The organism is Nocardioides sp. CF8, assembly GCF_000389985.1.
GTDB classification, from domain to species: Bacteria; Actinomycetota; Actinomycetes; order Propionibacteriales; family Nocardioidaceae; genus Nocardioides; species Nocardioides allogilvus.
The window spans coordinates 2,252,497-2,272,415 of sequence record NZ_CM001852.1 but is presented as its reverse complement, the minus strand read 5'-3'; the positions used below and the strand labels follow the sequence as shown (position 1 = coordinate 2,272,415).

The window sequence follows — 19,919 nt, the reverse complement described above, 5'->3', positions numbered from 1 at the left end:
CACGTCGACCCGGCACTTTCGTGCCGGGTCGACGTGCTTGGTGGGTGTCCGGGTCAGACGCCGAGCTCGCTCAGCACCGCCTTCACCAGTCGGGGGGACACCCCGGTGGTGGCGATCAGCCACTTCTTGATCTTCGGCTCCGCGAGCGCAGGGGCCTGTGACACGACCTCGAGGTGCTGCTCGTCGAGGACGAGGACGGCCTTGACCAACGAGGGCGCGGCATCCGCACGGTGGGCGTGCCGGACGACGCGGTCGATGAGCGCGGGATCCGCGATCTCCGGCAGGTTGGCCAGCATGGCCAGCTGCTCGGAGTCCAGGCCGCCGATCCCGGCGATGACGGCCGGCCAGGCGTCGTGGCCGTCGACGGCGCTGACGAAGCCGGAGATCAGGTCGGTGCTGATGCCGGCGACCAGGCCCAGCAGCCGTGCGGTGCTCTCGGCGGAGAGCGCCTCGAGCAGGGTCACCGCGTCGTCGTACTGACCCGTCTCGCCGGCGACCCGCACCACCTCCGCGAGCGTCTCGTCCGGCAGCGCGCTGACGATCGCCTCGAGGGCCGACTTGTCCTCGGTGAACACCGCGACCCGGAGGAGGTCGGCCGGGCTCGCGGACTCGACCACGCCGAGGGCGACGTCGACGTCGACGAAGGACACGAAGCGGCCGAGCGTGATCAGCTCGCCCATCGTGAGCAGCCGCGTGCCGACGTCGATCACGAGGGCGTCGGGAAGCTCCGAGATGATCGCCGCCGCGCGCGAGGGCTCGAGGTTGAGGCTGACCTCGGTGAGGAAGGCGGGCTTGAACTGCTTGGCCAGCTTGACCGCGTTCGCCGGCTCGAGGACCGCCGCGATCTTGGCGCAGAGCACCGGTCCCATCGCCAGCTCGGCGATCTTGGTGGTCAGCGTGATCGGCAGCAACGTGGTGAGGGCGGCGATCCGGTGCAGCTGGGGCGCGTGGGCGGCGAAGATCGCCTCGGAGATGTCGGCTCGCAGGTCCCGGAGCGCGTCGGCGCCGATGGGGGCCAGGAACGCCAGCTCGGAGTCGGGCACGTCCAGCTCGCGCGCCAGCTTGGTCAGCTCGACGGCCGTCTGCAGGTCAGCCACGGTCGCCTCCGGGGAACAGCAGGGAGCGCGCCGTACCGCGCAGGGGGCGAGGCACGAAGCGCAACGCCTCCTCGATGCCCTTGTCGAAGGCCTCCGCGCCGCTGGTCATCGTCGAGGACACGAGGTCGTCGAGTTGCTGGACGTCGCGCTTGGCGAGGGCCTGAAGGGGCTGCAGACGGCCTGTGGTGACCCCCAGCCGCTCCGCAAGCCGTGAGAGCTCGGTGTTCATGCTCGCTGATCTCCTTGGTGGTCGGTGGCGAGAGCGTAGCGATCGAGAGGCGCCCGTGGCGGGTGTCCCACGGACCCGTAACCTGACGCGGTGAGCGACACGGAAGAGGCGGCGCGGCCGTCCCGGTTGACCCTGGTCTTGTCATCGGCGGTGTCGGTGGTCGTGCTCGGCGGCGCCCTCGGCGCGCCGCTCATCGCCCGCCTGGCGGGCTACGAGCGTGCCCCGGCCGACCTGTCGGAGGTCGCGACCTACGACATCACCGCTCGCGCCCACAGCGACGCGGACCTGACCTACCCGCAGAACCCGCCCGTGGGTGGCGACCACGCGCCGGTCTGGCTCGAGTGCGGGGTCTACGAGGTGCCCGTGCGCGAGGAGAACGCCGTGCACGACCTCGAGCACGGCACGGTCTGGCTCACCCACGACCCGTCGCTGCCCGCGCGCGACCTCGAACGGCTGGCCGCAGCCCTGCCCGACAACGCGATCATGTCGCCGCGTGCGGACCTGGCGTCGCCGGTGGTGCTCACGGTGTGGGGTGCGCAGCTTGCCCTCGACGGTGCCCACGACGAGCGGCTCGAGCTCTTCTTGACGGAGTACGGCGACGGGCACACCGCGCCGGAGACCGGGGTCACGTGCCACGGGGGCACGCCCGACCCGACCGGGGCAGCGCCCGCGCCCGGCGTCGGCGTCTGACCCGGCGCCGTACGCCGCAGGCTCGGGCGCGTCAGCGCTGCAGGAAGTCGAGGTCGCTACCGTGGCTGCATGCTTGCCGCCTTCTCGATCTCCCCGACCACCAGCGACCCGACCGGCTCGGTCACGGAGGCCGTCGCGGCCGCCGTCCGGGTCGTGCGCGAGTCGGGCCTGCCCCACGAGACCACCTCGATGTTCACCACGATCGAGGGGGAGTGGGACGAGGTGATGGCCGTCGTCAAGCGTGCCGTCGACGTCGTCGCCGAGGTGTCGCCACGCGTCGGACTCGTGCTCAAGGCCGACATCCGGCCGGGGTACGCCGACCAGCTGACCGCGAAGGTCGAGCGGATCGAGCAGGCGCTGGCCGACGGGCAGTGAGGTCCGCGACGGGCTGACTGATCGGCCAATTGACTCGAACATGTGTTCGACGCACACTGGGCGGATGAGGCCTGTCGCACCACCCGGATGGCCTCGCGAGGTCCGGCCGCCGGACGCGCCCGACTGGGAGGCCACGGCCGCCAGCTGGTTGCTCGACCTGTGCCCGGCCGAGTACCGCCGCTACGCCGGGCTGCGGCGCCATGTCGTGGTGCTCGCGCGCTTCGCCGTACTCCACGTCGAGGCGCAGCAGGCCGCGTGTCGTCGCGGGCTGAGCCAGATCCGGTCCGACCTCAAGGACTTCGCCACGCTCGAGGTGGTGGAGGCTGCCGTCATCACCTTCCAGCTCGACGAGGCGCGGCTGCTCGCGACCCGGCGTGCGGTCGGGCTGGTCGAGGACGCGCTGCGCGGGCGGCGCTACACCGCGCGGCTGTGAGCGGGTCGCTAGTGTCCAGCGGGTGCACACCTTCGCGTCCGTCGCCGTCGTCGATGCCCGCGGCTGGATCCTCCTCCAGGAGCGCGACGAGCACGCGCCGGTCGATCCCGACCTCTGGTGCCTGCCGGGCGGAGGGCTCGAGGCCGGCGAGGACCACCTCACGGCCGCGGTGCGCGAGCTCGCCGAGGAGACGGGCCTGGAGGTCGGGCCGGACGAGCTCACCAGCCTGGGCGTCACCCGCTTCTTCAGCAACTCGTGTGGGGCTGAGGACGATTTCGAGCTCTTCGCCGTGGCGCTCGACGTGACCGACGCCGACGTCGTGTGTGGTGAGGGGCGGCAGATGGTCTTCGTCGATCCGGCGACGTTCGGCGACCTCGACCTCATCCCGGCTGCTCGCATGCAGCTGCGGCAGGTGGATGCCTGGCGGGGCGCGGACACCGAGCCGCTGCGCTGCTTCGCCGGCGTGATCCTGGTGGACGCCCGCGGCTGGATCCTGTTGCAGGAGCGCGACGAGCACCCACGCATCGACCCGGAGAAGTGGGGACTCGCCGGCGGCCACCTCGACCCGGGCGAGGGCTTCGAGACCGGTGCACACCGCGAGCTCGCGGAGGAGACCGGCGTGCGGTTGGCGCCGGGGGAGCTCGAGGTCTTCGGCGAGTTCATGGTCGACCACCGCGACGCCTACGGCACGTGGGACCGGATGCAGGTCTTCGTCGCGGCCACCGACCTCACCGACGCCGGCATCGAGTGCAACGAAGGACGCCAGATCGTCTTCGTCGAACCCACCCGGGCCCGGGGCCTCGACCTGAGCTCCGCGGCCGCTGTCATCGTCCCGGCCTTCCTGGATTCCGACCACTACCGCCGACTCGTAGGAGCGCACCCATGACCTTCACCGTCCACCAGGTTCCGGGACACGGCGCGGAGGACGTGGTCGTCGCCCCCGAGGGCAGCGTCTACACCGGCACGGAGGACGGCCTGATCTGGCGCCTCAGCGCGGACGGCCGCCGCATCGACAAGGTCGCCCACACCGGCGGTCGCCCCCTCGGGCTCGAGCTCTTCGCCGACGGCGACCTGCTCGTCTGCGACGCCGACGCCGGGCTGCTCGTCGTGCACGTCGCCGACGGCTCGATCGAGACGCTGCTGAGCGACATCGACGGCAAGCGGATGCGCTTCTGCAACAACGCAGCGATCGCCGCCGACGGCACCATCTGGTTCAGCGACTCGTCCCTGCACTACGGCATCCACGAGTGGAAGGACGACTTCGTCCAGCACACCCGCACCGGCCGACTGTGCCGGCGCGACCTCGACGGCACGGTCACCGTGCTGATCGACGACCTCGCGTTCGCCAACGGGGTTGCGCTGAGCCGCGACGAGCAGTTCGTCGCCGTCGCCGAGACAGGCGCGCGCACCGTCGTCCGCTGGTGGATCGCCGGTCCGCGCGCCGGCGAGCGCGACTTCCTGGTGCGCGACCTGCCCGGCTACCCCGACAACATCGCGCGGGGGAGCGACGGCCTGATCTGGGTCACCATCGCCTCGCCGAAGGACCCGCTGGTCGAGCGGCTGCAGACGGCGCCGATGGCGCTGCGCAAGCTCGTTACCCGGATCCCCGAGAAGCTCCAGCCCAAGCCGAAGCGCACGATCCGGGTGCAGGCGTTCGACGACGCCGGGACCCTCGTCCACGACATCGACCTGTCGGACCAGGGCTTCCACATGGTCACCGGGGTGCGCGAGCACGCCGGGCGCGTCTGGATGGGCAGCCTGCACGAGCCTGCGGTGGCGGTCCTCGACCTGCCATGAAATAGACTCCGCGACATGGGTCATCTCGAGTCGATCACGTCGCCGCAGGACCTGCGCTCCCTCTCGGCCGCCGAGCTGGACGCGCTGGCCGGTGAGATCCGCGACTTCCTCATCTCGACCGTTGCGCGCACCGGCGGCCACCTAGGGCCCAACCTCGGCGTCGTCGAGCTGACGATGGCCATCCACCGGGTCTTCGACTCCCCACGTGACCGCGTCGTGTTCGACACCGGTCACCAGGCCTATGTCCACAAGCTGCTCACCGGCCGCAAGGCCGGCTTCGAGAAGCTCCGCCAGGAGGGCGGCGTCAGCGGCTACCCGTGCCAGGCCGAGTCCGAGCACGACATCGTGGAGAACTCCCACGCCTCGACCTCTCTGTCGTACGCCGACGGGCTGGCGAAGGCCTACCGCGTCAGGGGCGAGAACAGGCACGTCGTGGCCGTGATCGGCGACGGCGCGCTGACCGGCGGCATGGCCTGGGAGGCCCTGAACAACATCGCGATCGCCCGCGACTCGAAGCTCGTCATCGTCGTCAACGACAACGAGCGCTCCTACACCCCGACCATCGGGGGCCTCGCGACTGCGCTCACCACGCTGCGCACCAACCCTCGCTACGAGCAGGTCCTCGACCTCGTGAAGAAGCGCCTCAACGCCGTTCCGGGCGTCGGCCACGCGGCGTACGACGCCCTGCACGCGGTCAAGAAGGGCATGAAGGACGCGCTCGCCCCGCAGGGTCTCTTCGAGGACCTCGGGCTGAAGTACGTCGGGCCCGTCGACGGGCACGACCGGGACGCGATGGAGCAGGCGCTCACGCACGCCAAGCGCTTCGGCGGACCGGTCATCGTGCACGCGATCACCCGCAAGGGCTACGGCTACGACCCGGCCGAGCGGCACGAGGCCGACCAGTTCCACGGGCCCGGTCCCTTCGACGTCCAGACGGGCGCGGAGAAGCCGAAGGGCCGAATCTGGACCGACCACTTCTCAGACAAGATCGTCGAGATCGGCGAGCGACGTGAGGACGTCGTGGCGATCACCGCCGCGATGATGCACCCGGTCGGCCTCGACACCTTCGCGGTGAAGTTCCCCGAGCGCACCTTCGACGTCGGGATCGCCGAGCAGCACGCCACCACGTCGGCCGCCGGGCTTGCGATGGGCGGGCTGCACCCGGTCTTCGCCGTCTATGCGACCTTCCTCAACCGCGCCTTCGACCAGGTGCTGATGGACGTCGCACTGCACAAGTGCGGCGTCACCTTCGTCCTCGACCGCTCCGGCGTGACCGGCGACGACGGAGCCAGCCACAACGGCATGTGGGACATGTCGATCCTGCAGGTCGTGCCGAGCCTGCGGCTGGCCGCTCCCCGCGACGTGACCCGCCTCGGCGAGCTCCTCGACGAGGCGGTCGAGGTCGACGATGCCCCGACCGTGGTGCGCTTCCCCAAGGGCCCGCCGCCGGCCGACATCCCGGCCATCGCCAAGGCGGGCGCGGCCGACGTGCTGGTGCGCAGCGGCGAGCAGGACGTGCTGATCGTCGCGGTGGGCTCGATGTGCACCGTCGCGCTCGACGTGGCGGAGCGACTCACTGCCCAGGGCATCGGCGTGACGGTGCTCGACCCGCGCTGGGTCAAGCCGGTCGACCCCGCGATCGTCGACCTGGCCCGCCAGCACGCCCTCGTCGTGAGCATCGAGGACAACGGCCGGGTCGGCGGCTGCGGAGCTGTGCTGCTGCAGACCCTCAACGATGCCCGGGTCACCACGCCGTTCCGCCTGCACGGGATTCCCCAGGAGTTCCTCGACCACGCCAAGCGCGACGTCATCTTGAGCCGCGTCGGCCTCGACGCGCAGACCATCGCGCGCGAGATCGTCGAGGACGTCACAGCCGTCGCCGACGGTCGGGCCCTGCACGATGTCGACCACCCGGCCTGACGCGTGGGTCCGGCGCGCAGCCGCGCTGGTCGCGCTGGTGCTGCTGCTCGCTCCTGCGTTGAGCGGCTGCACCGAGGACCTGTCACCGGAGTCATCGGCCGAGGGGCAGACCACCGCCGACGTCGTGCCCCTCATGGAGCAGGTCCTGCGGCAGCGCGCCCGGGCCCTGAAGAAGCGAAACCTGCGGACCTTCCTGGCGACCATCGACCGCTCCCAGGTGAAGTTCGTCGACCGGGAGCGGGTCTACTTCGACAACCTCGCCCAGCTTCCCATCGCCCAGCTGACCTACAGCGTCGACGAGAGTTCGATGGTGCGCACGGCCGGTGGCTTCGACGCCGTGGTCGAGATGGAGCTCCAGCTCGAGGGCTATGACGCGCTGCCGGTCGTGCGTCCCGCACGGTTCCACTTCACCCTCGACCCCGAGGACGACGGGCTGCGCATCGCCAGCGACCGCGACCGCTCCTGGGAGCAGCGCAACGGCGTCGACGTCCAGCCCTGGGACAGCCGCGCCATCTCGGTCGTCTCCGGCGGCGGGGTGCTGGGGATCTTCGATGCCCGGAGCGTCGTCCGGGCCCGCGACGTCATCAACGCCGTCGAGGTGGGGATCGGGCAGGTGTCCCAGGTCGTGCCCTACGACTGGGACGGCCACGTCGTGGTCTACGCCCTGTCCGACACCGACCTGCTGGCCGGCCTCGACAACCTCCCGGCGCAGGACCCGGACGCGCTCGACGCCGTCTCGTTCCCGGTGCCGGTCCGGCTCGACGGGGAGGACGGCGACCCCCTGGCGGGCACCCGCTTCCTGCTGCATCCGCGGATGCTCGACAGCAACGCCCAGCAGCTCGCGCGGCTGATCCGCCACGAGCTCACCCACGTCGCGCTCGGCAGCCTCGACGACGACGTCCCGACTTGGCTGGGCGAAGGCATCGCCGAGTGGGTGTCGGTCCAGCCCCTGCCCGAGGACCAGCGCCTGATCAGCCAGGCCGCCATCGACGCGGCCGCGGCCGGGGTCGAGGACCTGCCCGCCGACCTCGACTACAACGACGAGGACCAGGCCGCCCACTACGGCCTCTCCTGGTGGGCGTGCGAGGCGATCGTCGAGATGTACGGCGAGGCGATGCTGTGGCGCCTGCTCGACGAGCTCGCCGTGGCCAGCCCCACCGACCAGGCCGACGAGCTGCAGCAGACGTTGCAGATGGGGTCGGGGCAGCTGGCCCGCGAGGCGGCCAAACGGATCCTGGCGACCTACGGCTGACGCCTGGCTGGTGCGGCTCAGTCCTCCATCGGCACGCCGAGGGGGACGACCAGGCCGGCGTCGAGCGTCCCGATCGCCGAGCCGGTGACACTGCACGCGCCACCGACCTCGCACTCGAGCAGGTCGGCCGGGGTGCTCACCCACGGGTTGCCGAGCCCGATCCCGACATAGGTGTCGTCGTCGACCCAGCCGAAGCCGGTGAAGTACTCGTAGCCGGGGTTCTCGATCGCCGTCACCTCGCCGGTGGCCGTGTCGGCCAGCGCCGGCGTGTCGGGCGTGGGCTCGCCGACCGCGGTGGTGCCGTCAGGGGAGAGCGCGAGCACCTCGGTGTCGCGCAGCCCGCTCGCGACGGCCGTGTCGAAGTCCCGACCGAAGTGGATGACCGTGCCGCCGACCGCGTCGTCGGTGTTCGGGATCGCATAGGCGATCACGCCCGACTTCACGTCCTCGACCTCCGCTCCGAGGGGCCGACCGAGCGACGTCTGGTCGCCGGTCTCGACGTTCCAGCGGACGATGCCGCGGCTGTCGCGGACGTAGACGTCGTCGCCGTCGACGGCGAGCAGGGCGTCGTCGTACTCCGTGGGACCGTCGTTGCCGGTCTGGAACACGCTGCGCTCGACCTCGCCGCTCGCCTGGTCGTAGACGGTGTACTGCGGCGCGGTGCCGTCGACGTACTCGGTCCACGCGGCGCGTGAGTCGTCGGCCTCGAGGTGTGCGCGCTTCGCGTCGGTCGTGCCGATCTCGACGGTCTCGGTGCCGTCGCTGGCCCACACGGTGCCGGACCGGTCGCTGAAGACGACCCCGACCGTGGTCTGCACGTAGGCATGCACCGGGCGGCCGACGTCGAAGGTGCGGCCGTCGACGTACACCTGCGAGCCGACGGCGTAGGACGGCTCGCCGGCGGTGAAGACGGACGCGAAGGACGGCTCCTGCGCGCGCTGTTCGGCCTCCGGCAGCAGGGTGGGTACGGCGATCGCCGCGACGACGGCCGCAGCTGCACCGGCACCGAGCACCGCGGTGCGCCGGCGCGCCACGCGCCGGTTGCCCTCGCGCACCATGCCCAGCACGTCGAGGTCCGGGGCGCCGAGGGCGTCGGCACGCTCGTTCATCATGTCCTTCAGCAGCTCTGTCATGGGGTCACCGTCATCAGGTTGGCGGGGAGGAGGTCCGTGGCGTGCTCGCCGAACCGGTCGCCGAGCTGGGCGCGCAGCTTGGTGAGGCCAGCGGACACCTGGCTCTTCACGGTGCCGACGGCGCAGTCCATCGCAGCGGCGGTCTGGGCCTCGGTGAGGTCTTCGTAGAAGCGCAGCACGATCGCTGCGCGCTGGCGGGGAGGCAGCTCCTGGAGGGCTGCCCAGAGCCACTCCCGCTGGGTGACGACGTCGTCATGGCCCGCCGAGACCGTGTCCGGCAGCGTCTCGGCCGGGCGCTCGCCCTGCCAGGACTTGCGCCTGTACCACGTGATGGCGGTCGTGGTGATGACCCTGCGGGTGTAGGCCTCGGCCTTGCTGGGATCGCGCAGCCGCGGCCACGCGACATACGTCTTGGTCAGGGCCTCCTGGAGGAGGTCCTGGGCGAGCTGTCGCTCGCCCACCATGAGGTATGCCGCGCGGTGCAGGGCCGACGACCGCGCAGCGACGAACTCGGCGAAGTCCGCCGGATCGCGTCGTGCCATGGTGCTGCTCCTGGTTCGTCGTGACGTGTGGGTGTTGCTCTCACCCGACATGACGATCCCGGCCACTCGAAAGGTTCGCTCGTGCAGCCGGCCGGTTCAGAGGTCGCGGTGGACGACCTCGGGTTCCTCGCCGGGGTGGCGGTTGATGTTCCAGATCGCGACAGCGAGACCTCCCCACAGGATGGTCATCGCGACCAGCATCATGATGATGGCGGAAGCGGACATCAGGAGCTCCTCTCGTCTTCTCGTGCCTGGATCTCGGGATCACCGAGGAAGGTGGTGTCGCGCCACGGCATGCGTGCGGCCAGGAAGCCGAAGATCACCACCGCGACAGCCAGCCCCCATCCGAGTGTGTTGAGCATCCAGGTCGGGTAGTCCCCATAGGGCTTCTGGAGGTTGTTGATGAACTCGTTCACCAGGATGAAGGTCAGCGCGGCCGGAGCGATGAGCCCGATCAGCCACTGCCACCACGTGCCGACCCGCACCGATCCGTCGCGGTTGAGGTGCTCGCGCAGGAGGCCGGTCTTCTTGAACACCCACGACAGCGCGATCATGCTCGCCACCGCGACCACCAGGATGCCGAAGCGGTTGATGAAGTGGTCGACGATGTCGAGGACGTAGACGCCGGTGGTGGTGCCCAGCAGCGTGATGCTGATCAGCGCCGCCGGAATGCCGACGGCCATGGAGGCGCCGACCCGCGACATCTCGAACTTGTCACGCACCGCGGAGATCACGACCTCGATCACGCTCACCAGCGAGGTCACCCCGGCCACGACCAGGGACCCGAAGAACAGGACGCCGATCAGCGCTCCTGCGGGCGCCTCGTTGATGATCGCCGGGAACGCGATGAAGGCGAGTCCGAGGCCGTCGGTCGCCACCTGGTCGACGGTGGTGCCGGCCGCGGTGGCCATGAAGCCGAGCGCAGCGAAGACGCCGATGCCGGCGAGCAGCTCGAAGCCCGAGTTGGCGAAGCCCACCACCAGACCGGACCCGGTCATGTCGCTGCGACGTCCGACGTAGGACGCGTAGGTGATCATGATGCCGAAACCGACGGAGAGCGAGAAGAAGATCTGGCCGAAGGCCGCGATCCACACGCTCGTCTCACCCAGGGCTCCCCAGTCGGGCGTGAACAGCGCGTCGAGGCCGGTCGAGGCACCTTCGAGCGTCAGGGCCACCACCACGAGGGCGATGAAGGCGATGAATAGCACCGGGATGAACACCACCGAGGTGGCGCCGATGCCCTTCTGCACTCCGAGCGCCATGATGGCGAGGACCGCCACCCAGACGAGCACCAGCGGCACTGTCACTCCGCTGACGAAGTCGAACCCGATCCCGGGGTCGCCCGCCTGGAGGTAGGAGCCGAAGAGGAACCCCTCCGGGTCGTCGCCCCAGGCCTTGTCGATCGAGAAGAATGCGTAGCGAGCGGCCCAGGCGATGACGGCGGCGTAGTAGACGGCGATGACGAAGCAGATCGCGACCTGCCACCAGCCGAGGCCCTCGGCCGAGCGATGGGCTCGGCGGAAGGCGAGGGGTGCGGAGCCGCGGTAGCGATGACCGAGGCCGTAGTCGAGCAGCAGGAACGGCAGACCTGCAGTGAGCAGGGCGACGAGGTAGGGGATGATGAACGCCCCGCCACCGTTCTCGTAGGCGACGTAGGGAAAGCGCCAGATGTTGCCGAGCCCGACGGCTGAGCCGATCGCGGCGAGGATGAACACCTTGCGGGAGCTGAACGCCCCCCGGTGCTCCTCGGAGTGTTCGATGGTTGCGCTCATGGTGCCTCCTGCCGACGACGGGGCATTCAGCATGCCAGAGACGGGCGCGGGCAGCCGACCCGGAGAGGCAGGCGATGTGCGACAGGGGCGTCCGACCCTTCGGCCGCACGCCCCTGCACCCCCGCTGCCCCCACGGATGCGAGCCCTACTTCAGCTTGAACAGGGCCGAGAGGCTGGAGCCGTCGGCGGTCGTGGTGATCACCTGGTAGCAGGCCCCGGCCTTCTTCGGGGTCTGCCAGTTCTGGACGAACTGCCCACCCGACCAGTCGTAGCGGAAGGTCGTGCCGCCGGTGGTCGTCAGCTCCACGTCCTCGGTCACTGCTCCGGCGCCCGGGCACGCGACCCCCTTGACCGTGAACTGCGCACCGAGCGTGGTCACGTCGGTGATCTCGGCGCTGCCCATGAGGGCCTCGAACTTGAGCGGCACGGTGGAACCGTTCTTCACGGTGTTCCAGACACCGACCCCGTCGACCGGCTTGTCGTAGCCGTTCAGCGTCCACGCCATGACCGTGTAGCTGCTCGACAGTTGCGACGTGTTGCCGGCGACGTCGCTGGCGCGGGCCGTCACCGTGTGGGTCCCCACCGTGGTGGCGTGGCCACCGACGGCGCAGGCTCCGTCGAGGCCCGACAGGAGGTCGGTGGCCGAGCAGGTCGGTGAGTCCGGGACGCTGCCGAAGTAGTACGACGAACCGTCCGCGATCGGGCTGGTCCACGAGACCTCGGGCGCGGTCTGGTCGACGTCGACGTCGGTGACCTCGTCGGTGGCGCTGTTGCCGGCCAGGTCGGTGCAAGTGGCGGTGACGGACTGATCGGCACCCTCACCGAGGACGGCGGAGCCTCCCGGGTCGGTGGTTCCCGAGAGCGTGTCGGCGCAGGCCCAGGCGACGGTGACGTCGACGTTGTTCCAACCGGCGGCGTTGGCAGCGGGACTGCGCCCGATCGTGATGACCGGATCGGTCAGGTCGACACGGAGGTCCTCGACGGTGTCGCTGGTGGAGTGTCCCGCGCGGTCGGTGCAGGTGTCGGTGAGCTCCAGGTCGCCGCCCTCGCCCACGGTCGTGGCCGAGACCTCGGCCGCCTCGACGCCGGAGCCGGCGTCGGAGCAGCTCCAGGTCGCGGTGACGGGGGAGCCGTGCCAGCCATGGGCACCGGCCGCCGGGGTGACGGAGACGAGCTCGATCACCGGCGCGATGGTGTCGACAACGGTGTACGACTGTGAGGAGACGGCGGAGAGCCCTCCCTCGTCGGTGTAGGCGCAGCTCACGCTGACCGTGCCGAGGCCGAGCGCGTCACGGGTGTCCAGGACCGTCGGCTCGGGGGAGCTGGGACCGTCCTCCGCGTCGGTGGCCGCGCAACCGGGCGTCGGCAGCGTGTCGAGGCCCAGCTCGTAGGACGACCGGTCGATGCCGGTGACCTCGACGCCCGGCGCGGTGTTGGCCGGCGGGGCGACGTTGACGGTGAAGGAGGCGGGGTCCACCTCGAAGCTGCCGCTCGTGGTGTTGGCCGTCTGGGTGAGCGTGATGGCGCTCGAGCCGACGCTGTGCGCGGTGACGGTGAGCACCACTGTCCGCTCGCAGGAGTCGAACGTCACCGTGCCGGGCGTCACCGTCGCCACGTCGGTCGCGGAGGACTGCACGCTGAACGTGGCGATCGTCGCCCCGGTGAGGTTGCACCCGTTCTTGCCGTCCCCGTTGGCGGTCAGGACCCGCAGCACGGTGCTGCCGTCGGCGCCGACGTTGAGCGGCATCACCTCGGCGGCGGCGTCCACCGAGCCGTCGAGGTTGTTGGCGACCTGGTCGGCGTAGGCCGCCCCGCCGGACGTGGCCGCGACAGTGACGAGGGCGGCGGTGATGAGCAGTCGGCTGTGGAGCGATAGGGCCATGATCTTCTCCCGGGGAGTCGTCCGAGAGGGACCACGGTGGCCTCGACCTCTTCGAGGCTAGGAGAAGTCGCGTCCGCGCGGCACCCCCGAGCGGTCAGCCGGGCATGGTCAGAAATGGCCAGTCCCCGGCCCGCCGCTGGAAGCGGTCTGGACCGGGGACTGGCGGGTCAGCGATCAGTGGAAGCGCTTGCCGTTGACCTTCTCCGAGACTCCCTCGCGGTCGAGCAGCTTGGTGATGCCACCGTTCCAGAACTGGAACCCCGCGCCCATGATCATCGCGAGGTCGATGTCCTCGGGCGCCAGCGCGACGCCCTCGTCGAGCATCCGGCGGATCTCGTCGGCCAGTGCCTCGAGGACCGCGGTGCGGATCTCGTCGACGGACCTGACCACCGGGTTGGCGGCCGGGACGACGAGCGCCTCGACCTCCGGGGCCACGGTCCCGTCGGCGGCGTACCACGAACCGATCTTGGCCTCGACGACCTTCTGCAGGTTCTCCGAGACGTACATGCGGTCGGGGAACGCCCGGTTGAGCGTCTCGTTGTTGTGCAGCGCGATGGCCGGACCGACCAGGCCGAGCAGCACGAACGGCGGCATCGGCGACAGACCGGCGAAGGCCTTGTCGACCTCGGGCACCGGGGTGCCCTCGTCGGCGATCCTGGCGACCTCGCCCATGAAGCGGCCCAGCAGGCGGTTCACGATGAAGGACGGCGAGTCCTTCACGAGGATCGAGGTCTTGCCCAGGCCCTTGGACGTGGCGAACGCGGTCGCGAGCGCCTCGTCGGAGGTGGTCTCGCCCTTGACGATCTCGACCAGGGGCATGATCGCGACCGGGTTGAAGAAGTGGAAGCCCACCACTCGCTCCGGGTGCTCCAGGTCGGAGGCCATCTCGGTGATGGAGAGCGAGGAGGTGTTGGTCGCGAAGACAGCGTGCTCGGGGGCGACCTTCTCCGCGTTGGCGAAGACGGTCTTCTTGACGCCCATCTCCTCGAACACGGCCTCGATGATGAAGTCGGCGTCCGAGAAGGCCTGGGCGTAGTCGACCTCGGCGGTGACGAGCGCCTTGAGGCGGTTGGCGCCATCCGTGGTCAGGCGGCCCTTGGCGACGAGCTTGTCGATCTCGCCGTGGACGTAGGCGACGCCCTTGTCCGCACGCTCCTGGTCGAGGTCGGTGAGGACCACGGGCACCTTGAGGCGACGGACGAAGAGCAGTGCGAACTGCGAGGCCATCAGACCGGCGCCGATGATGCCGACCTTGGTGACCTTGCGGGCCAGGCTGCGGTCGGGTGCACCGGCCGGACGCTTGGCGCGCTTCTGGGTCAGGTCGAACGAGTACAGGCTCGCGTCGAGCTCCGGCGACGCGGCCAGGTCGACCAGCGCCTGGTCCTCGAGCGCGAAGCCCTCGGCCTTGGTGTTGGTCTTCGCGGCAGCGATCAGGTCGAGCAGGCGGGTCGCGGCGACGGACTTGCCACCGGTCTTGCCCTCGGCGACGGCACGACCCCAGGCGACGGCGTCGTCCCAGGCCTGGCCGCGGTCGACCTCGGTGCGCTCGACCGTGACGTCACCGGTGAGCACGCGCGACGCCCAGAGCAGCGACTGCTCGAGGTAGTCGGCGCCACCGAAGATCGCGTCGGCGAGGCCGAGGTCGAAGACCTCCTGGCCCTTGAGCACCTTGCCCTGGTTGAGCGGGTTCTCCAGGGCGACCTTGACGGCCGTGCCGGCTCCGACGAGGTTGGGGACGAGCCAGGCGCCGCCCCAGCCGGGGACCAGCCCGAGCATGACCTCGGGGAGCCCGGCGGCCGGGATGGACTCGAGCACCGTGCGGTAGGTGCAGTTGAGGGCGACCTCGAAGCCACCGCCGAGGGCGAGCCCGTTGATGAAGCCGAACGACGGCTTGCCGCCGTCCGCGAGCTTGCCGAAGACGAAGTGCCCGAGCTCGGCGATCGTGCGGATCGCGTCCGGCGAACCGGCCGAGCGCAGCGCGGTCAGGTCGGCGCCGGCGGCGAGGATGAACGGCTTGCCGGTGACGCCCAGCGACGTGATCTCGTCGTCGGCGAGGGCCGCGTCGATCGCCTTGTCGAGCTCGACCAGGGATCCCGGGCCGAACGTGTTCGGCTTCGTGTGGTCGTGGCCGTTGTCGAGCGTGATCAGGCCCATGACCCCCGCGGCACCCGGCAGGGTGACCTTGCGGAGCTTGGCCTGGGTGATGACCTCGGCCTCGGTGACGAGCGCCTCGGCGCGCGTGATGACGTCGCTCACTTGGTCTTCCCTTCGGTGTTGCCGTTCCAGTTCGGGTTCTCCCAGACGATGGTGCCGCCCATGCCGAGCCCGACGCACATGGTCGTGATGCCGTAGCGCTTGCTCGGGTCCTGCTCGAACTGGCGAGACAGCTGCAGCATCAGTCGCACGCCGGACGAGGCCAGCGGGTGGCCGAAGGCGATGGCGCCGCCGAACGGGTTGACGCGCGCGTCGTCGTCGGCGATGCCGTAGTGATCGAGGAGGGAGAGCACCTGGACCGCGAAGGCCTCGTTGATCTCGAAGCCGTCGATGTCGTCGATGCCCAGACCGGCCAGGCGCAGCGCCTTCTCGGTCGCCGGGATCGGGCCGGCACCCATGAACTCGGCCTCGACTCCGACGAAGGAGTAGGAGACCAGTCGCATCTTGGGCTCGAGTCCGAGCTCGGTGGCGACGTCCTCCGCTGCCAGGATGCAGGCGGTGGCGCCGTCGTTGATGCCGGCCGCGTTGCCCGCGGTCACGCGACCGTGCGAGCGGAACGGGGTCTTCAGGGTCGCCAGCGACTCCATGGTCGTCTGCGGGCGCATCGGCTCGTCGGTGGTGGCGAGGCCCCAGCCCTCGTCGGCGGAACGGGTGGCGACGGGGACGAGGTCCGGCTGGATCAGCCCGGCGGCGTACGCCGCGGCGGCCTTGGCCTGCGAGGCGACGGCGTAGGCGTCAGCGCGCTCCTTGGTGATCGCCGGGTAGCGGTCGTGGAGGTTCTCCGCGGTGTTGCCCATGGCGAGCGCCTCGGGGTCCACGATCTTCTCGGAGATGATGCGCGGGTTGGGGTCGACGCCCTCACCCATCGGGTGACGGCCCATGTGCTCGACACCGCCGGCGATGACGACGTCGTAGGAACCGAAGGCGATGCCGCCGGCGGTGGTCGTCACGGCCGTGAGCGCGCCGGCGCACATGCGGTCGATGGCGAAGCCGGGGACGCTGATCGGCAGGCCGGCGAGCATGCCCGCCGTGCGGCCGATGGTCAGGCCCTGGTCGCCGATCTGCGTGGTGGCGGCGATGGCGACCTCGTCGATCCGCTCGGGCGGGAGCGACGGGTTGCGGCGGATGAGCTCGCTGATGCACTTGATGACGAGGTCGTCGGCGCGGGTCTCGGCGTACTGGCCCTTGGCCTTGCCGAATGGGGTGCGCACGCCGTCTACGAAGACGACCTCTCGCAACTGACGGGACACGTGATCTCCTGAGTGGAACGACGGGGAGGACGAGGGGACGCAGGAAGGTTACCCTTGAGTAACAACGTTCGTCAGCCCACCGCCTGTGTGACCGGTCACGCGGGGCCCCTCACTAGGCTGGGCCCATGTCAGAACCCACGCGCCTGGTGCACATCGTCGACGACTCCGGTCATGTCCTCGATGACGCCTCCGAGCTCACCCTCGTGGTCGTGCTGTCCGGCTTCCTCGACGCCGGCAAGTCCGCCGAGCTGGCGGCCCAGCACCTCGAGGCGCTGGGGGAGGGACGCGTCGTCGCCACCTTCGACGTCGACTCCCTGCACGACTACCGCGCCCGGCGTCCGCCCGTGTCCTTCGTGCGCGACCACTACGCCGACTACGAGGCGCCCCGGCTGGTCGTCCGGGCGCTGCGCGACACCGGTGGCACCCCCTTCCTGCTGCTGCGAGGCCCCGAGCCGGACATCAGGTGGGAGGCCTTCGCGCGGGCGGTGCGGGAGGTCGTCGAGCGCTTCGACGTACGCCGCGTGGTGAGCCTCGGCGCCGTCCCGATGGCCGTGCCCCACACGCGCCCGATCGCGATCACGCCGCACGCCAACCAGCCGGAGCTCGTCACCGGGCCGAGCCCGTGGAGCGGCGAGCTGCGGGTGCCGGCGAGCGCCCAGGCGCTGCTGGAGATCCGGCTCGGCGAGTGGGGGCACGCCGCGATGGGCTACGTCGCCCACATTCCCCACTACCTCGCGCAGATGGAATACCCGCAGGCCGCCGTCGTGCTCCTGGAGCACCTCGAGATCGGCGGGCGGCTCACCATCGACCTCACGGAGGTGCGTGCCGCCGCCGAGACCACCGAGGCCGAGATCGCGAACTACCTCGAGAGCCACGACGAGGTGGGCAACGTCGTGCACGGCCTCGAGCAGCAGTACGACGCGTTCCGCGACGCCGAGGCAGCCGGGTCGTCGCTGCTGGCCGCCGACGAGCCGATGCCGACCGGCGAGGACCTCGGCCGGCAGTTCGAGCAGTTCCTCGCGGGCCTTGACAAGCGCGACGACGACGGGCAGGAGAGCTGATGCCGGGCTCGGTGACCGAGCTCGTCGACCTGCTCCAGCTCGAGGACCTCGACGTCGACCTCTTCCGCGGGCGTCAGGCGGATACGTCGCGACAGCGCGTCTTCGGTGGCCAGGTGGCGGCCCAGGCCGTCGCTGCCGCGACCCGCTCGGTCGAGGACCGCATGGTCATGCACTCCATGCACTCCTACTTCCTGCGGCCGGGCGACACGGCCGTCCCGATCATCTACGACGTGGAGCGCATCCGCGACGGTCGCTCCTTCGTGACCCGGCGGGTGATGGCGCGCCAGCACGGGCGGCCGATCTACTTCATGACCGCCAACTTCCAGGTCCCCGAGGACGGGCTCGAGCACCAGGACCGGATGCCTGACGTGCCCCCGCCCGAGATGGGCGTCTCGATGACCGACATCGCGCGGAAGCACAGCCCCGAGTCGGTCGAGGAGTGGGAGCGCGAGTGGGCTGCGCTCGACGTCCGCTACGTCGGCACCAGCGCGATGGGCCTGCCGCACGACCCCGACCACCCGGCGCGGGCCCAGCTGTGGCTGCGCACGGCCGGCCGGCTCGACGACGACCCGGTGCTGCACCTGGGCGCCTTCACCTATGCCACCGACCTGACGCTGCTGGGCGCCGCCCTCACCCCCCACGGCATCCACATCAACTCCTCGCGCATGCAGGCGGCATCGCTGGACCACGCCATCTGGTTCCACCAGCCCTTCCGCGCCGACGAGTGGTGGCTCTACGACCAGGTCTCGCCGATGGCACGCGGCGGGCGTGGGCTGGCCACGGCCCGGGTGTTCACCCAGGACGGCACGCTCGTGGCCACGGTGGCCCAGGAGGGGCTGATCCGGGTCGTCGACCCGGCCGAGCGCGGATAGTCGCGGACTTGTAGCAGTACCTGCCGGGAAATCGCGGCATTTCGCAGACAGACACGCCCTCGGCGTGGTTACGTGTGAGCACTTGTGTGGCGTCTGTGACTCCTTCCCCGGTGCGGTCCCACATCCCTGTCCGCGATGAGCAGAGAGACCCGACCGCGCCGTGAAGACCCTTGCTCGACGCCTGCCCGGCGTGTCCGCCGCCGCCCTGGCCGGCCTGACGCTCACCCTGTTCACGAGCTCGGTCGCCCACGCCGTACCACTCACGCCACACCAGATGCCGTTCCCGTGCGGCGAGACCTGGACCGGCTCCACGCGCAGCAGCCACTCGCCGTCCGTGCGCTCGATCGACTGGAACCGGTCGGCGGACGAGGGCGACACCGTCGTCGCCTCGGCGGCCGGCATCGTCACGAAGGCAGACGCGACGGGCACCCGGGGCTACGGCCACCACGTCGTCATCGACCACCAGAACGGCGAGAGCTCCGTCTACGGCCACCTGCAGGCAGTGACGGTCGCGCTGGGGCAGTACGTCGACCAGGGGGCCGTCATCGGCACCGTCGGCAACACCGGCAACTCGCGCGGCGCCCACCTGCACTTCGAGGAGCGGTCCGCGAAGTCCGTGATCGCGGCATCGTTCGCCGGCGTGCCCTACGTCTACGGCGACCTCACGTCCTACAACTGCGTAGATGTGCCGATCGCGGCCGACTTCACGGGTGACGCGATCGCCGAGGTCGCGGTCTTCCGCCGCGGCAAGCGGTCGTCGTTCGTGGTCAACGACCCGGCCGGCGCCCGGGTGCTGTTGTTCGGCAAGGCCACCGACGAGCCTGTCGTCGGCGACTGGGACGGCGACGGCGCCGTCAACCTGGGCCTGTGGCGCCAGAAGCGGAGGAAGTTCCTGCTCCAGACGCCGGCCGGGGTCACGAAGGTGAAGTACGGCGTCGCCACCGACCGCGCGATCGCCGGCGACTGGGACGGCAACGGCACCGACCAGGTCGGCGTCCACCGTGCGTCCGCCGGCGCGTTCCACCAGCGCCTCGACGACGGCACGACGGCCACGGTGCTCCTCGGCGACGCCGACGACCTGCCGGTCACCGGCGACTGGGACGGCGACGGAGTGACGGACCTCGGTGTCTTCGACAAGACGAGCGCCACGTTCACGCTGCGGCGCGTGGACGCGGGCGGGCAGGTGCTCATCAGCCAGCTGCCGCTCGGCGCGCCCGGGGACCTGCCGGTGGCGGGGGACTGGGACGGCGACGGGGTCACCGACATCGGCGTGTGGACGCCCGCCACCGCGACCTTCACCCAGGCGCGCGTGGACTTCTCAGCCGCTCCCGTCGCCTCGAGGTCGCAGGTGACCACGGTCCGCTTCGGCCTGCCCCGGGGCTGACCCCGGGGCAGGCCGC

At 70.6% G+C, this 19,919-nt stretch carries 19 protein-coding genes; 10 read left to right on the top strand and 9 right to left on the bottom strand.

Annotated elements, in window-relative coordinates:
• Nucleotides 1-53: 53 nt before the first annotated feature.
• Both CF8_RS11115 and CF8_RS11110 read right to left on the bottom strand, forming a co-directional pair.
• Nucleotides 54-1,097: a hypothetical protein gene (locus CF8_RS11115; protein WP_010833219.1), complete on the bottom strand. Its 1,044-nt coding sequence runs from the start codon at nt 1,095-1,097 to the stop codon at nt 54-56.
• A complete protein-coding gene (locus CF8_RS11110) occupies nt 1,090-1,326 on the bottom strand; it encodes a hypothetical protein (RefSeq protein ID WP_010833218.1) in 237 nt (78 codons plus the stop codon). Before CF8_RS11110 ends, CF8_RS11115 begins: the two co-directional genes overlap by 8 nt.
• 90 nt (nt 1,327-1,416) lie before the next feature.
• On the opposite strand from CF8_RS11110, the gene CF8_RS11105 reads away from it, so the two are divergent.
• The 7 genes from CF8_RS11105 (at nt 1,417) to CF8_RS11070 (ending at nt 7,793) form a co-directional block, all read left to right on the top strand.
• On the top strand, nt 1,417-2,016 hold the full coding sequence (locus CF8_RS11105; RefSeq protein ID WP_010833217.1) for a DUF3105 domain-containing protein: 600 nt from the start codon (nt 1,417-1,419) through the stop codon (nt 2,014-2,016).
• Between the two features lie 69 nt (nt 2,017-2,085).
• The gene (locus tag CF8_RS11100; protein ID WP_010833216.1) at nt 2,086-2,391 is read left to right on the top strand and encodes a thiamine-binding protein; all 306 of its coding nucleotides are present in this window, start codon (nt 2,086-2,088) and stop codon (nt 2,389-2,391) included.
• A gap of 64 nt (nt 2,392-2,455) precedes the next feature.
• Nucleotides 2,456-2,824: a hypothetical protein gene (locus CF8_RS11095; protein WP_036490771.1), complete on the top strand. Its 369-nt coding sequence runs from the start codon at nt 2,456-2,458 to the stop codon at nt 2,822-2,824.
• Nucleotides 2,825-2,846: 22 nt separating this feature from the next.
• Nucleotides 2,847-3,710, top strand: a complete 864-nt coding sequence (locus CF8_RS23135) for an NUDIX domain-containing protein (RefSeq protein WP_010833214.1) — start codon at nt 2,847-2,849, stop codon at nt 3,708-3,710.
• Complete coding sequence (locus CF8_RS11080; protein ID WP_010833213.1) at nt 3,707-4,621, top strand: SMP-30/gluconolactonase/LRE family protein; 915 nt, start codon at nt 3,707-3,709, stop codon at nt 4,619-4,621. Before CF8_RS23135 ends, CF8_RS11080 begins: the two co-directional genes overlap by 4 nt.
• Before the next feature lie 15 nt (nt 4,622-4,636).
• The gene (gene dxs / locus CF8_RS11075) at nt 4,637-6,541 is read left to right on the top strand and encodes a 1-deoxy-D-xylulose-5-phosphate synthase (protein ID WP_010833212.1); all 1,905 of its coding nucleotides are present in this window, start codon (nt 4,637-4,639) and stop codon (nt 6,539-6,541) included.
• A complete protein-coding gene (locus CF8_RS11070) occupies nt 6,522-7,793 on the top strand; it encodes a hypothetical protein (RefSeq protein ID WP_010833211.1) in 1,272 nt (423 codons plus the stop codon). Before dxs ends, CF8_RS11070 begins: the two co-directional genes overlap by 20 nt.
• Nucleotides 7,794-7,810: 17 nt before the next feature.
• On the opposite strand, the gene CF8_RS11065 is transcribed toward CF8_RS11070, so the two are convergent.
• The 7 genes from CF8_RS11065 to CF8_RS11040 all read right to left on the bottom strand — a co-directional run bounded on the left by CF8_RS11065 (nt 7,811) and on the right by CF8_RS11040 (nt 16,586).
• Nucleotides 7,811-8,926 (bottom strand): hypothetical protein, encoded by a 1,116-nt coding sequence (locus tag CF8_RS11065; protein WP_010833210.1) that lies wholly within the window; start codon nt 8,924-8,926, stop codon nt 7,811-7,813.
• Nucleotides 8,923-9,468 (bottom strand): SigE family RNA polymerase sigma factor, encoded by a 546-nt coding sequence (locus CF8_RS11060; RefSeq protein WP_084623087.1) that lies wholly within the window; start codon nt 9,466-9,468, stop codon nt 8,923-8,925. The genes CF8_RS11065 and CF8_RS11060 overlap by 4 nt, the downstream gene beginning before the upstream one ends.
• Nucleotides 9,469-9,564: 96 nt before the next feature.
• Nucleotides 9,565-9,693, bottom strand: coding sequence for a methionine/alanine import family NSS transporter small subunit (locus CF8_RS21550; protein ID WP_084622852.1), 129 nt, complete (start codon nt 9,691-9,693; stop codon nt 9,565-9,567).
• A complete protein-coding gene (locus tag CF8_RS11055; protein ID WP_036490769.1) occupies nt 9,693-11,240 on the bottom strand; it encodes a sodium-dependent transporter in 1,548 nt (515 codons plus the stop codon). Before CF8_RS11055 ends, CF8_RS21550 begins: the two co-directional genes overlap by 1 nt.
• A 145-nt stretch (nt 11,241-11,385) precedes the next feature.
• A complete protein-coding gene (locus CF8_RS11050) occupies nt 11,386-13,122 on the bottom strand; it encodes a PxKF domain-containing protein (protein WP_010833207.1) in 1,737 nt (578 codons plus the stop codon).
• Between the two features lie 174 nt (nt 13,123-13,296).
• Nucleotides 13,297-15,378, bottom strand: coding sequence for a 3-hydroxyacyl-CoA dehydrogenase NAD-binding domain-containing protein (locus CF8_RS11045; protein WP_010833206.1), 2,082 nt, complete (start codon nt 15,376-15,378; stop codon nt 13,297-13,299).
• Nucleotides 15,375-16,586 (bottom strand): thiolase family protein, encoded by a 1,212-nt coding sequence (locus tag CF8_RS11040; protein ID WP_036490767.1) that lies wholly within the window; start codon nt 16,584-16,586, stop codon nt 15,375-15,377. The genes CF8_RS11045 and CF8_RS11040 overlap by 4 nt, the downstream gene beginning before the upstream one ends.
• Nucleotides 16,587-16,711: 125 nt before the next feature.
• On the opposite strand from CF8_RS11040, the gene CF8_RS11035 reads away from it, so the two are divergent.
• From CF8_RS11035 to CF8_RS20930, 3 genes are all read left to right on the top strand, one after another.
• Entirely contained in the window at nt 16,712-17,647 is a 936-nt protein-coding gene (locus CF8_RS11035) for a PAC2 family protein (protein ID WP_010833204.1), read from the top strand.
• Nucleotides 17,647-18,519 (top strand): acyl-CoA thioesterase, encoded by an 873-nt coding sequence (locus tag CF8_RS11030; RefSeq protein ID WP_010833203.1) that lies wholly within the window; start codon nt 17,647-17,649, stop codon nt 18,517-18,519. The genes CF8_RS11035 and CF8_RS11030 overlap by 1 nt, the downstream gene beginning before the upstream one ends.
• Before the next feature lie 160 nt (nt 18,520-18,679).
• The gene (locus CF8_RS20930) at nt 18,680-19,903 is read left to right on the top strand and encodes a peptidoglycan DD-metalloendopeptidase family protein (protein ID WP_010833202.1); all 1,224 of its coding nucleotides are present in this window, start codon (nt 18,680-18,682) and stop codon (nt 19,901-19,903) included.
• The last annotated feature ends 16 nt before the right edge of the window (nt 19,904-19,919 follow it).